The organism is Microcoleus sp. Z1_A1 (assembly GCF_036700305.1).
Classification (GTDB): domain Bacteria; phylum Cyanobacteriota; class Cyanobacteriia; order Cyanobacteriales; family Microcoleaceae; genus Microcoleus.
In genome coordinates, this window is the sequence record NZ_JAUBOR010000005.1 from 113803 (window position 1) to 127706 (window position 13904).

General features: G+C 46.3%; 10 protein-coding genes and 1 pseudogene. 7 read left to right on the forward strand and 4 right to left on the reverse strand.

What is annotated here, in order from left to right:
• Together QT973_RS04905 and QT973_RS04910 are read left to right on the forward strand one after the other, a co-directional pair.
• Positions 1–181: hypothetical protein (locus QT973_RS04905; RefSeq protein ID WP_333390759.1), on the forward strand; the 181-nt coding region annotated here is incomplete at its 5' end.
• A 71-nt stretch (positions 182–252) separates the two neighbouring features.
• Positions 253–459: a glycogen debranching protein gene (locus QT973_RS04910; RefSeq protein WP_333038077.1), complete on the forward strand. Its 207-nt coding sequence runs from the start codon at positions 253–255 to the stop codon at positions 457–459.
• Here the strand turns inward: QT973_RS04910 and QT973_RS04915 are convergent.
• Positions 456–620, reverse strand: a complete 165-nt coding sequence (locus QT973_RS04915) for a hypothetical protein (RefSeq protein WP_333233364.1) — start codon at positions 618–620, stop codon at positions 456–458. The two genes, QT973_RS04910 and QT973_RS04915, sit on opposite strands and share 4 nt — an antisense overlap.
• Before the next feature lie 213 nt (positions 621–833).
• Between QT973_RS04915 and QT973_RS04920 the strand changes: the two genes are divergently transcribed.
• The 3 genes and pseudogenes from QT973_RS04920 to QT973_RS04930 all read left to right on the forward strand — a co-directional run bounded on the left by QT973_RS04920 (position 834) and on the right by QT973_RS04930 (position 2631).
• A complete protein-coding gene (locus QT973_RS04920; protein ID WP_333052562.1) occupies positions 834–1829 on the forward strand; it encodes an AEC family transporter in 996 nt (331 codons plus the stop codon).
• A gap of 74 nt (positions 1830–1903) precedes the next feature.
• A pseudogene (locus QT973_RS04925) lies at positions 1904–2029 on the forward strand (Uma2 family endonuclease); the annotation flags it as partial.
• Positions 2030–2217: 188 nt separating this feature from the next.
• Positions 2218–2631, forward strand: a complete 414-nt coding sequence (locus tag QT973_RS04930; protein ID WP_190657739.1) for a nuclear transport factor 2 family protein — start codon at positions 2218–2220, stop codon at positions 2629–2631.
• 449 nt (positions 2632–3080) lie between these two features.
• On the opposite strand, the gene QT973_RS04935 is transcribed toward QT973_RS04930, so the two are convergent.
• The 3 genes from QT973_RS04935 to QT973_RS04945 form a co-directional block, all read right to left on the reverse strand.
• Positions 3081–3749 (reverse strand): 2OG-Fe dioxygenase family protein, encoded by a 669-nt coding sequence (locus QT973_RS04935; protein ID WP_333052564.1) that lies wholly within the window; start codon positions 3747–3749, stop codon positions 3081–3083.
• Positions 3750–3951: 202 nt separating this feature from the next.
• On the reverse strand, positions 3952–4716 hold the full coding sequence (locus tag QT973_RS04940) for an aldolase/citrate lyase family protein (RefSeq protein WP_333052567.1): 765 nt from the start codon (positions 4714–4716) through the stop codon (positions 3952–3954).
• 91 nt (positions 4717–4807) lie between these two features.
• Entirely contained in the window at positions 4808–5236 is a 429-nt protein-coding gene (locus QT973_RS04945; protein ID WP_333052693.1) for a hypothetical protein, read from the reverse strand.
• Positions 5237–5481: 245 nt separating this feature from the next.
• On the opposite strand from QT973_RS04945, the gene QT973_RS04950 reads away from it, so the two are divergent.
• Positions 5482–7740 carry an FAD-dependent oxidoreductase gene (locus QT973_RS04950; RefSeq protein ID WP_333390762.1) on the forward strand — a complete coding sequence of 753 codons (2259 nt, stop codon included), beginning with the start codon at positions 5482–5484 and terminating at the stop codon, positions 7738–7740.
• A 292-nt stretch (positions 7741–8032) separates the two neighbouring features.
• Positions 8033–13849 (forward strand): HAMP domain-containing protein, encoded by a 5817-nt coding sequence (locus QT973_RS04955; RefSeq protein ID WP_333313021.1) that lies wholly within the window; start codon positions 8033–8035, stop codon positions 13847–13849.
• The last annotated feature ends 55 nt before the right edge of the window (positions 13850–13904 follow it).

Consider the following 13904-nt stretch of genomic DNA (forward strand, 5'->3'; position numbering starts at 1 on the left):
CACAGGCATCTTGCCTGTGTGTGGCACAGGCATCTTGCCTGTGTGTGGCACAGGCATCTTGCCTGTGTGTGGCACAGGCATCTTGCCTGTGTGTGGCACAGTATGTGGAACAGGCATCTTGCCTGTATGTGGAACAGGCATCTTGCCTGTTAACCTAAAATGCCGCACTGGGGTTAATTAATACCGACCTAATTAATTGACAAAAATATAGGAAAATTTAGATAAGAGTTAAGTTAATTGGGAGAGTAAATCGTGATTATTTGGGTAAACGAGCAAATCGATCCGTCGGGCATTCTTTATTCTTGTATTGCTTGTTGCGATGAGACTCAAGCGAAGGATTGCCACGAATCTTTTGAGAAGAATTTGACGGCCGAGCAAAAACAGCAGGGCTGGGTTGCTACCTTGCGGACTGTTAGTTCTTGGGATGAGGTGCCTGTTAATGCTTTGAAATTGAATTAATGAGTGCAAGTCATCAGCAGCTTTAGTCTCGCCCTGTTTCCGTTCGCTTGAAACGGCAGGAAAACGTGGGCAATCTGTTCGTCCAAGGCAAGATAGCTCGATCGCACATTGGTCAAAATAACAGAAGTTTTGTGAATCTGAAGGCAAAAACCTGCCATCATTTGGCGCGGAGAATCTGAGGATTGTGCCCTGGAAGCTGCGGGAATTTGGGCGGAAATTTTCGGGCTGGCACTGCTGCGAACACGCTAGGACGAAAAAGCGTGCCAGTGCGATCCTTTTCGAGGGCTCCGCTAACGACAATTTGCATTTTTTAAACTGATTTTAGCATTACTATTAATAGATAGAGGCATTTCCAATTGTCTAGTTAAATTTTTATGATTGAAACCTTATTTCACGCTTATACGCCTCTAGTTATCTGGACGGGCTTGGGACTGCTGCTGTTTCGGTACATCCCAGTTAATTTTCCCAAGCTGCTGAGCTACTTTCTTTTCTGGATTGGGATACCGCTGCAAATTCTAGTTTTAGCCCGTCACAGCGAATTTTCGGGTGCTGTGGGATTCACGCCGGCGATCGCCATATTCGTGTTATTTCTGAGTACGAGTTTTGCTTGGCTGACTTGGGTATTATTGCGTAGGCTGAGTGCGGCCCACATCCAAAAGCCCTATTTTCAGGGCAAAAATTCTCTAGTAAATTTATTTTTAGTAAATTTTAATTCCCTGAAGCGATCGAGCGAAGGAAGTTTTATCCTAGCTGCGATGTTAGGGAATACGGGCTTTGTTGGATTAGCAATCACCCCGTCTATCATCAGCACCGATAACAACAACTGGGCTGTCTTGTACAGCGTCACTAACAACGTTATTGGCACTTATTGTTTCGGTGTATTTATTGCTAGCTATTTTGGGAACTCCGAGCAAAAAAATCACTGGTGGACTCAGATCCGGGACGTGCTGACAGTTCCCGCCCTGTGGGCATTTTTAATTGGTTTTTATACTAGAAACATCCCCCTGCCCGAAATAGTGGAATCGGGATTGCAGACGGCTGTTTGGGTGGTAATTGCCAGTGCTTTGCTGCTGGTTGGCATCCGGCTGAGGTCTATTAAGAAATGGGAAAGTTTTGAACTGGCCTTAATCCCGTCGCTGTTAAAAGTGGTAATTGTGCCGGTGCTAATCGGATTGGGTGCTAGTTATTTCGGATTGAGCGGCGATCCGAGGTTCGTGTTGGTGTTGATGTCGGGAACGCCCACAGCTCTTTCCGTGTTGATTTTAGCAGAAGTCTACGAGCTCGATCGCGATTTGTTAGCTAGCAGCATCGCCATCACTTCTGTCGGGTTGCTGTTGATGCTTCCGCTGTGGTTAGCTGGGTTTAGTTAATATTAGCTGGAGTCTACAATCGGCTGGAGCTAAAATTTCGCAGTACAATCAAACATAACTGCACGGAAAAGGCTATGAATGAGACAATAACTGCTACAGGTCTGCCTCCTGCATTCCCCGACCACACGCAATTGCCAGACGAAGACGGTACATTTGTGAAAAATTTTCACGAGCATCCCCAGAGCATCATTCTGGCAGATTGGATGTTTTGGGATTTGCTAGCCGTAATGGAAAGCAAGAGCGCGATTGTACTCCGTTGGCTGTAGTTAGCGACTGTGAGCAATGGAAATAGATCCCCATGCTGAGGATTGATATCAAATTCCCCAAACTCTCTCTGTAGCGCGAGCATCCCGCACCAGATATTTTACAATCACAAAAAACAAAGCTGATGGAAACTAAACCACCTCTACCGCCCTTTACGTTGGAAACGGCTAAAGCCAAAGTTCAAGCTGCTGAAGATGCCTGGAATACCCGCGATCCCGAACGAGTAGCCTTAGCTTATACGGAAGATTCTCAGTGGCGAAACCGTGCCGAATTCTTCAGCGGACGGGAAGAAATCAAGGCTTTTTTAAGACGAAAATGGGCAAAGGAATTAGATTACCGTTTAAAGAAAGAACTGTGGAGTTTTACAGACAATCGGATTTCTGTTCGCTTTGAGTATGAGTGGCACGATGATTCTGGCTACTGGTATCGCGCCTATGGTAATGAACAGTGGGAATTTGCCGAAAATGGGTTAATGCGAAGACGTGAAGCTAGCATTAATGATGTTCCCATTCAAGAGTCTGAACGGAAGTTTCGATAAGATTTATCTGTGAGTTGTTAGACGCATAAACCGGGTTTATTAGGAAAATATGCAGGTTGGTAAGCTGTCGCGCATTTAAATTATATATTCAGGGCGGGCGGGACACCCCACAAGACTGTAATTTTTTTTGACAGACAATTTATATCATGTCCAATCGATTGACCGCGATTAAAAGCCGGGGCGGGTTTACAGATTTTCCCGTTTCTATTTAATATATTGGCGAACCCGCCCCTACAGGAATCATGGTTAATTGACCGGACATGATATTAAATGTCGCAACAGCTTAGTAAGGACTTTAGTCATGATTGACTAAACGCCAGAAAGACAAATAAAGTCCTCACTACGAACGAAAGGTTTGCAGTAAGGACTTTAGTCATGATTGAATAAACGCCAGAGAGAGGAGTAAAGCCCTCACTACGAACGAAAGACGCGCAATTGCTCAACTCTCCTCAATCGGTAAGCAAACTCGGAGAAGTCAGCACAAAGACATCCCTGGTTCCCACTCCTTCAGATTCCGGTTTAATCGGTGTAGTAAAGTGGAAAAACTCGTGGTCGTTAACTAACAGCAATTCCCCTGGCTGCAGAATTTTATTAAAAACAGGCTTCTCTTTTTTAGCCAAGTACAAATGCGTTTCCCCGCCTACAATATTAGTTCTGTCAACCGAGAAAATCCCGATAAAGTCAGTACCGTCTTGGTGAATGCCTTCCGGTGCGGGGTTGCCGAAATTGTTTGGCGAACAAGTTGTCCTGATTTGATGGATGCCGATTTCAGCTTCGGGGTGAATTTTGCAGGAATCGAAAAAAGCAAAAATCATCTGTTTGAAATTATCGAGGGCGATTAGTCGATCGTCCAATTCGGCAAATTCCCGCCTGATATCACCCACTAGCGGATTGTATGTTTTGCTTTGATACAAATAGCCGTGAGGTAACTTAACTAACTCATTTCCGTTGACCGCAAACCGCGATAATCTTCTCGAACGATACTTACCTTTCACATACGGATCGACAGGCATATCGTCAAAAAAATCCTTGAAACCTTCTAGCTTAATCGAGTTTACTTTTTTGAAAGTAAACATGAAGGCATAATCCAAATGAATGGATTCTAATACGGTTTTCATAGATTTTACTCCCTGAAGCCTTGCTCCCCTCCCTAATTTTGCCTGTAGGAGGTGTATGCTTCTACTCTAGCGCAGGTTTTTTGTATGTGTCGTAAAAGGCACTACAAAAATTGCAAAGATATCGTAAAGCTTGCAAGATGAATCCGGGGGCTGGTTCTTCTTTTAATCCAAAATCCCCAATCTAAAATCCAAAATCCAAAATCTAAAATCGATTGACTGCTTTCACCAGCGACTGACAGGCGCGCAGGAAAACGGCAACATCGACCCCAAGTGCAACGTACTGAACGCCAGCATCAATCCACTGCTGGGCGATTTCGGGGTTTTCGGCAAAAGTACCGGCGGCTTTGCCTGCTTTGCGGATGGTTTGCACTGCCTCCTGCATCATGTCGATGACTCGGGGATCGCGGACTTGGCCGGGAATGCCGATCGACTGTGACAAATCGTAAGGCCCTAGAAAAATCACGTCAACCTCTGGCACAGTAACAATTTCTGCCAGGTTGTCGATGCCACCTTTGCCTTCGACATGAATCACAACTAAGGATTCTTCGTTGAGTTTGTCGGTGATATTTGTACCTGCGGCGGTGTACAGTCCGGCCCGCGTAGCGAAGGAAAGGCCTCGCGTGCCCAGAGGACTGTATTTAGCACTTTTGACAGCGGTTTCGGCATCGATTTTGCCTTCAATTTGAGGTACTTGAACCCCTGCACTGCCGATGTCGAGAGCTCGTTGAATTTGCGGCCCGTCGTTTTTGCTGACGCGAACGATCGGTGCAATTCCACTACAGTCGGCGGCGCGACACAAATCTTCAGCAGCAAGCGGGTGCAGGGGGCCGTGTTCCATGTCGATAACGGCAAAGTCGAATCCAGCGTGACCGCAGATTTCTATGAATGCGGGATAAGGGCAGTTCATAAATAAACCGAGGACTGTTTCGCCTTGTTTAATTTTTTGTTTCAGTTGGTTTTGACGCATGGGTAATCCCGGAAAGTTAATTTTTTTTAGCCGCAGATGAAGCCAGATTGTTTTTAACAATACAGCTAAAATATTGTCGCGGTCGATTACTTTATGTTAACAAAATAGACAAAAATTTTATAGCTGCTTTTGCTTCTATCTTAAAGGGAATCAAGCACAAAAGCCAGCCAAAAAGAAACATTCCTAAAATTGGTAAAAATATGGCTCCCACGGATGGTTCGACTAACCAAGCAAATAAAGAAAACATTCCAATACTGCCCGTTGTCCACAGCCAAAGAATCAGAAATCCTAGAACTATTTTATGTAAAGTCATCCTAATTTTTATATAACAACCAAACTTTTGAGTATGTATATCTCCTTCTATAATTGGGATCAATGACTTGCGACCGATGATGATGCGATTGATTTTGAATTTTTTGCCAGAGATTGTTCCTTCATAGGGTTTTGCAGGTGGCGGGCCAAAGGGTAGTGTTACTCTAAAAAGTTTGGGAGGAGTGACAACTTCCTCCAACCGGGACACAACTTCCGAAAAAGTTAAACTGGTAGTAATTGTTAAACTCTCAAACGGAATAAATAACCTAAAAAATTTGACTATTTTGAGCATAATGTTCATCCGGCTGTTCAATAGTTGTTGCTGGTATTAATGCCTCTTATCTAAAAAAGTTTTCCCTGACAACAGCGCGAAATACCAGTATACTGCAAAATAAACATTTAGATGGGATGAGTGTTTTTCGCGCTATGTCAAAATTAATTCCACAATCTCCGATGAAACTTCGACAGTATCTATTTGTGCTCAAAGGTCGATCGATCCTTAGCCTCACCCTCGGCATAATTTCCGCGATAGGGAGCATTTCGCCAGTATTTGCCGCACCGGGCAGCAATCCAGACAATGCAGAAACTTGCGACATTCTAGTAGCAGGCGGCGGGCTCGCAGGCGCTGCTACCGCTTACGAAGGTTTGCTGGCGGGGCGCACAGTTTGCCTCACTGAAATTACTGACTGGGTAGGCGGTCAAATTTCCTCCCAGGGAACTTCCGCACTCGATGAAAGAGATACTCAGCGATCGCTCTTATTTTACCCCCGTGGCTACCTAGAATTGCGGCGGCGGATCGAGCAACATTACGGCCGGCTAAATCCCGGAGGCTGTTGGGTTAGCTATTCGTGTTTCATGCCCTACGACGGTCACAAAATTCTCTTTAACATCTTGCAGGATGCCGCTAGAAAAGGCAAAGGCACGCTGAAATGGTTTCCCAATACAGTTATTAAAGAACTAGCAATTACTCCGGCTGTGGCGGGGAATACGGTTGGGGGTCAACAAATTAAAAGTGCGATCGCCATTCAACACAAACCAGCCGCCAACACCGGGCCAATCAACACCGAAACTCTTTCTCAGACTATCGAAGATGCCTATCGCTACGAAAATTCTCCGCGCTTTAACAAAACTATTATTCGGTTTATTCCTAAAGCATCTGGAACCCCCCCTAACCCCCCCTTGCCAAGGGGGGGGAATTCCACCAGTTCCCCCCCTTTACAAGGGGGGAATTCCACCAGTTCCCCCCCTTTACAAGGGGGGAATTCCACCAGTTCCCCCCCTTTACAAGGGGGAAATTCCACCAGTTCCCCCCCTTTACAAGGGGGGAATTCCACCAGTTCCCCCCCTTTACAAGGGGGGGCTAGGGGGGGTGCTGATTGGTATGTTGTAGATGCCACTGAAACAGGAGAATTGATCGGACTTGCCGATGTTCCCTACCGCCTCGGAATTGACCCGCGTTCCCCTCTGGAACCTTCCTCCGCCAGCCCCACCGGCGACCCTTACTGCACTCAAGGTTTTACCTACACCTTTGCGATGGAGGCAACGAAGGAACCGCAGCAGCATCAAGTGCCGTCTTTTTATCAACAATACGCTCCTTACTACAGCTACGAATTGCAGAGATTGGCTAGCTTTCCTTTAGTTTTCAGCTACCGCCAAATCAGGAGTATGAGACCAGATGAAAAGCGACCTTCAGACCCGAAGCAATTCCCAATTTATCCTGGGGATATATCGATGCAAAACTGGACTTGGGGCAATGACTATCGTCCCGGCAATTCTCAAGATAATTTAATTTACACTCGCGAGCAGTTGTCAGCATCAGGTCAACTGCAACCGGGGGGATGGATGGGCGGTTTGCGAACGGAAACTTTGCGAAAAGGAGAGGAAAATGCCAAAGGATTTTTCTACTGGTTGGTAACAGGAACTACTGACTCGCAGCTAGGAGATGGAGTGAAAAAGCCTTATCCAAACAATCGTTTTTTGAGCGGGTTGGATTCGCCGATGGGGACGGTGCACGGACTTTCTAAATATCCTTATATGCGGGAGGGCCGGCGCATTATTGGGCGGCCGAGTTTCAATCAGGCTCAAGGTTTTACGGTGTGGGAAGTTGATATGTCTCGCACTGACTTTAGGGCTGATTTTTACCGCCAGAATTTGTCGGAGGAAGAGTATCGGAATTTGTGGTTAGCTGTGGGTGGTTTGAATGCGCCGGCTTTGGCTGTGGGAAGTCAATCTGTTGAGGATACAAAATCGCGATCGCGCGCTACGATTTATCCTGATTCTGTGGGTATTGGTCATTATGCGATCGACTTTCACCCCTGCATGACCAACAGTCCGCCGGAAGCACCGGGAAATACCGAACGCGAAGGCACTCGCAAAGGTCAAGGGCAAGCTTATCCCTTCCAAATTCCGCTGCGGGCAATGATTCCTCAGAAAATTGACAATATGTTAGTGGCAGGTAAAAGTATTGCTGTTAGCCACACAGCGGCCGCTGCTTATCGAGTGCATTCTTTTGAATGGTCTGCCGGTGTGGCGGCGGGAGTTACGGCTGCTTTTTCCCTAGAAAAGGGGATTCTCCCTTATGAATTAGTGGACGAATTGCCATCCCGCGAACCGAACTTGGAAGTTTTGCAGTTGCGGTTGCAACAAAATGCTAATCCCATCGCCTTTCCGGGTACTTCTATTTTCAATAGTTCGTGGCAAAATTGGAAATAATCGCAGTTGGTAATCTGTAGGGAGGGCATCCGGCCCGCCCCACAAGAAAATTCACTCTTTGTGGAACAGGGTGGAACAGGCTTTCGAGCCTGTTCCTGACACCCCACAATTAACTCGTTACCAAGAAGAGCCTGCTAACCAGTATAAAATAACCAATAACTCAATATCCGATCAACAGCAATTTGTCATCTATCTTTCGATATAAGCAGTCAGACACTGCTTTAGTCCGATAATATCAATAATCTCAAAAATTGTCCCCCCTTCCCCTTCAAACTCCCCAAAGGTAACGGTCATGTCAACTGCACAGATAACAAGCCCTAATTCCAATAATGCTTATGCCAAACAGTTACTCAGAACCTTAGTAGCTGTCAAAAAAGGGGACTTTTCAGTTCGGATGCCCATAGATCAGACTGGTCTAGCGGGAAAAATTGCTGACGAACTTAACGACATTATCGATCTCAATGAGAGAATGGCGGCCGAACTCGATCGCATCGGCACAGTTGTCGGTAAAGAAGGCAAAATCGCCCAGCGGGCCACCATCGGCAACGCCGAGGGGTCATGGGCAGCTAGCGTAAATTCTGTCAATACCCTAATTACAGATTTAGTGCAACCAACCTCTGAAACCGCCAGAGTAATTCGGGCCGTAGCAAAAGGAGATTTATCGCAAACCATCGCCCTAGAAATAGAAGACAGACCCCTCAAAGGAGAATTCCTCCAAACAGCGCAAATTGTTAACACAATGGTAGACCAGTTGAGCTCCTTTGCGTCGGAAGTAACGCGGGTGGCTAGGGAAGTAGGAACCGAAGGGAAATTAGGCGTACAAGCAGAAGTTAAAGGAGTTGCCGGAACCTGGAAAGATTTAACGGATTCAGTTAACTCAATGGCAGGAAATCTTACCGCCCAAGTGCGGAACATTGCGGAAGTGACAACGGCTGTAGCAAATGGCGATTTGTCGAAGAAAATTACAGTAGATGTAAAAGGGGAAATTCTCGAACTGAAAAACACGATTAACATCATGGTGGATCAGTTGAGTTCCTTCGCATCTGAAGTAACCAGAGTTGCTAGGGAAGTAGGAACCGAAGGCAAATTAGGCGTGCAAGCTGAAGTGCGGGGAGTTGCCGGAACCTGGAAAGATTTAACGGATTCAGTTAACTCGATGGCTGGTAATCTTACCGCACAGGTGCGGAACATTGCCGACGTGACGACTGCTGTGGCAAATGGCGACTTATCCAAGAAAATTACAGTAGATGTTAAAGGTGAAATTCTGGAGTTAAAAAACACGATTAACATCATGGTGGATCAGTTAAATTCCTTCGCATCTGAAGTAACGCGGGTGGCGAGAGAAGTGGGTTCCGAAGGCAAACTCGGCGGTCAAGCAGAAGTTAAAGGAGTTGCGGGAACTTGGAAGGATTTAACTGATAGTGTTAACTTCATGGCAGGCAGTTTGACATCACAAGTCCGCAACATCGCTGAAGTGACAACCGCTGTGGCAAAGGGCGATTTATCCAAGAAAATTACCGTCGATGTGAAAGGGGAAATTCTTGAACTCAAAAACACCGTCAACACGATGGTTGACCAGTTAAATTCCTTCGCATCTGAAGTCACCAGGGTGGCTAGGGAAGTGGGAACCGAAGGGAAATTAGGCGTCCAAGCTGAAGTGCAAGAAGTAGCAGGAACTTGGAAAGATTTAACGGATTCTGTTAACTCAATGGCCGGGAATTTAACAGCCCAAGTTCGCAACATTGCTGAGGTGACGACGGCGGTTGCTAACGGTGACTTATCTAAAAAAATTACGGTACAGGTTAAAGGCGAAATTTTAGAACTGAAAAATACCATTAACGTGATGGTGGATCAGCTTAATTCCTTTGCATCTGAAGTAACCAGGGTTGCTAGAGAAGTGGGTTCCGAAGGTAAACTGGGCGGTCAAGCGGATGTCCGAGGCGTAGCAGGAACTTGGAAGGATTTAACGGATTCAGTTAATTTTATGGCGGGTAGTTTGACAGAGCAAGTACGGAATATTGCGGCTGTTACTACTGCTGTGGCAAATGGCGACTTATCTAAGAAAATTACTGTCGATGTGAAAGGTGAAATTCTGGAGTTAAAAAACACCGTCAACACGATGGTGGATCAATTGAATTCCTTTGCTTCGGAAGTAACCAGGGTGGCTAGGGAAGTGGGAACCGAAGGGAAATTAGGCGTGCAAGCTGAAGTTAAAGGAGTTGCCGGAACCTGGAAAGATTTAACGGATTCAGTTAACTCGATGGCGGGAAATCTTACCGCCCAAGTGCGGAACATTGCGGAAGTGACAACGGCTGTAGCAAATGGCGATTTGTCGAAGAAAATTACAGTAGATGTTAAAGGTGAAATTCTCGAACTGAAAAACACGATTAACATCATGGTGGATCAGTTGAGTTCCTTCGCATCTGAAGTAACCAGAGTTGCTAGGGAAGTAGGAACCGAAGGCAAATTAGGTGTGCAAGCTTACGTGCGGGGTGTAGGGGGAACTTGGAAAGATTTAACTGATAATGTTAACTTGATGGCGGGGAATTTGACGGCGCAGGTGCGGAATATTGCGGAAGTGACGAAAGCGGTGGCAAATGGCGATTTGTCTAAGAAAATTACCGTGGATGTCAAAGGCGAAATTCTTGAACTGAAAGACACTATTAACGTGATGGTGGATCAGCTTAATTCCTTCGCTTCTGAGGTGACGCGGGTGGCGCGGGAGGTGGGAACTGAGGGTAAATTGGGCGGCCAAGCTGAGGTGAAAGGAGTTGCGGGCACTTGGAAAGATTTAACCGACAATGTAAACTCGATGGCGGGGAATTTGACAGCGCAAGTGCGGGGTATTGCTAAGGTTGTGACGGCGGTGGCGAATGGCGATTTGAAGCGCAAATTAATGCTGGAAGCTAAGGGAGAAATTGCGACTCTGGCAGATACGATTAACGAGATGATTGATACGCTGGCGACGTTTGCAGATCAAGTTACTACGGTGGCGCGGGAGGTGGGAATTGAAGGAAAATTGGGTGGCCAAGCGAAGGTTCCGGGCGCGGCGGGGACGTGGCGAGATTTGACGGATAATGTGAATGAGTTGGCGGCGAATTTGACTACTCAACTGCGGGCGATCGCCGAAGTAGCAATTGCTGTTACCAGAGGCGATTTAACGAGGTCAATTTCCGTCGCCACTGAAGGAGAAGTTGCCATTGTTAAGGACAACATTAACCAGATGATCGCCAATCTCCGGGAGACGACGCAGAAGAATACTGAGCAAGATTGGCTGAAAACAAACCTTGCTAAGTTCACTCGAATGCTACAAGGTCAGCGGGATTTAGAAACTGTTTCTAAACTAATTCTCTCAGAATTGACGCCGCTGGTTTCGGCTCAGCATGGCGTCTTCTTTATGATGGAATCTGTCGAACACGATCCGTTTCTCAAACTGTTAAGTACCTACGCCTACCGGGAACGCAAACAGTTAGGAAATAGATTCCATTTAGGAGAAGGTTTGGTAGGACAGTGCGCCCTGGAAAAGGAACGAATACTGTTGACTGAAGTGCCGGAAAACTACGTTAAGATTGGATCGGGACTGGGAGAATCTACGCCGTTGAATGTGGTGGTTTTACCCGTACTATTTGAGGGACAAGTGACGGCAGTAATTGAGTTAGCTTCGTTCCGCCGCTTCAGTGAAATACACTTGACATTTCTAGATCAACTTACAGAAAGTATCGCCATTGTTTTAAATACAATTGCGGCGAGTATGCGGACGGAAGAGTTGCTAAAACAGTCACAGTCTTTGGCAGAAGAGTTGCAAACTCAGCAAAAGGAACTAACGGAAACTAACAAGCGTCTCGAACAACAAGCGCAGTCGCTCCGTGCATCGGAGGAACTGTTGAAGAGTCAGCAGGAAGAGTTGCAACAAACGAATGAAGAACTAGAAGAACAAGCTGAATTGCTAGCGCTGCAAAATAAGGAAGTTGAGCGGAAAAATCGAGATATCGAACAGGCGAGGGGGTTGTTGGAAGAAAGAGCCGAACAGTTGGCTCTAACTTCTAAGTATAAGTCGGAGTTTCTGGCAAATATGTCTCACGAGTTGCGAACTCCGCTGAATTCGCTGTTGATTCTGGCTCGATTGCTTTCTGACAATACTGAGGGTAATTTGACTCAGAAGCAAGTTGAATACACGCGCACAATTTACTCGGCGGGAAATGATTTGCTGGGGCTGATTAATGACATCTTGGATCTCGCTAAGATTGAATCAGGCACGATGTCGGTGGAAATTGAGCAAGTGTTGTTTGCGGATTTGCGAGATCATTTGGATCGGACTTTCCGCCAAATCGCCCAGGATAAGAAGTTGAATTTTCAAATAGAGCTTGAGGGTGGGTTGCCAAAAGGTCTTTATACAGATGCTAAACGCCTGCAACAAGTTTTGAAGAATCTTCTCTCTAATGCGTTTAAGTTTACAGAACGGGGTGAGGTGAAATTGCGTGTCGAAGTAGCGCGGGAAGGGTGGAGTTTAGAGATAGAAAGTTTAAGGAGTTCCCCTACTGTTTTGGCTTTCTCAGTTAGCGATACGGGGATTGGGATTTCTGCTGAAAAACACAGGGTTATTTTTGAGGCTTTCCAACAAGCTGATGGTAGCACTAGCCGCAAATACGGGGGCACGGGTTTGGGTTTGTCAATTAGTAGAGAAATCGCTAATCTGTTAGGCGGAGAAATTAAATTGACAAGTCGCCCTGGTGAGGGTAGTAGGTTCACGCTTTATCTGCCGCAAACTTACCAAGAATCGCGAATAATGAACGATCGGGAATCGGGAACGGGCAAGCAAGTGGCTCAATTGCCTGCTGCTATTTCTTCTGCTGTTCCTTCGCCGAATTTCAACTTGCCGATCGCTCCTTATCCATCACCGGTTATCGCTGACGATCGGGAAAATGTCGAACTCGACGATCGCGTGCTGTTGATTGTCGAGGATGATGTAAACTTCGCTCGGATTCTGTTGGATATGGCGCAGGAACAGGGTTTTAAAGGTTTGGTGGCTTTGCGGAGCGATATCGGTTTGGCGATGGCGCGAGAGTTCAAGCCAACGGCGATTATGCTGGATCTAAATTTGCCTGTGATGGATGGCTGGACAGTGCTCGATCGCTTGAAGCACGATCCAAGTACGCGCCACATTCCGGTTCACATTGTATCAGTTGAAGAAGGGCGGCAGCGCAGTTTGCAGTTAGGGGCGATCGCGTATCTACAAAAGCCTGTCAGTCGCGAAGCTTTGAGCAAAGCTTTGACTGATATTAAGGGGTTTGTGGAGCGGCCCGTGAAGAATTTGCTAGTCGTGGAAGACGACGAAACACAGCGTCTCAGTATTGTGGATTTAATTGGCAATCACGATGTTTCTACAACGGCTGTGGGGAGCGGTGCAGAGGCGCTAGCAACTTTGAAATTAGGGCATTTTGACTGCATCGTACTCGATTTGGGACTGCCAGATATGACGGGTTTTGAACTGATTGAGCAGATCAAGCAAGAGGCAAGTTTGAAAAGTCTGCCGATTATTATTTATACGGGCAAAGAGTTGACGAGAACCGAAGAAACTCAACTGAAGCGGATGGCGGAAACAATCATTGTTAAAGATGTGCGATCGCCAGAACGTTTGTTAGATGAAACAGCTTTGTTTTTGCACCGAGTTCAAGCAAATTTGCCGGAACCAAAGCGCCAAATGCTAGAGCAATTGTATCAAACAGATTCGACGCTGGCGGGCAAAACAGTCTTGATTGTTGACGATGATATGCGGAATATTTTCGCCCTCACAAGTATGCTGGAGCGCCATAAAATGGAAGTTGTGTATGCTGAGAATGGCAGAGAGGGCATTGCTAAATTGCAAAGTACGCCTGAGATAAATATTGTGTTGATGGACGTGATGATGCCAGAGATGGACGGTTACGAAACCATGCAAGCAATTCGTAATATGCCTCAATTTGCGTCCTTGCCAATGATTGCTCTGACTGCGAAAGCTATGAAGGGCGATCGGGAAAAATGTATCGAAGCTGGTGCGTCTGACTACATTACCAAACCTGTGGATACGGAACAGTTGCTCTCGCTGCTGCGTGTCTGGCTTTATCGATAGTCATTAGTCATTAGTCATTAGTCATTAGTAAGCAGTGAACAGTTGTAGGGTGCGT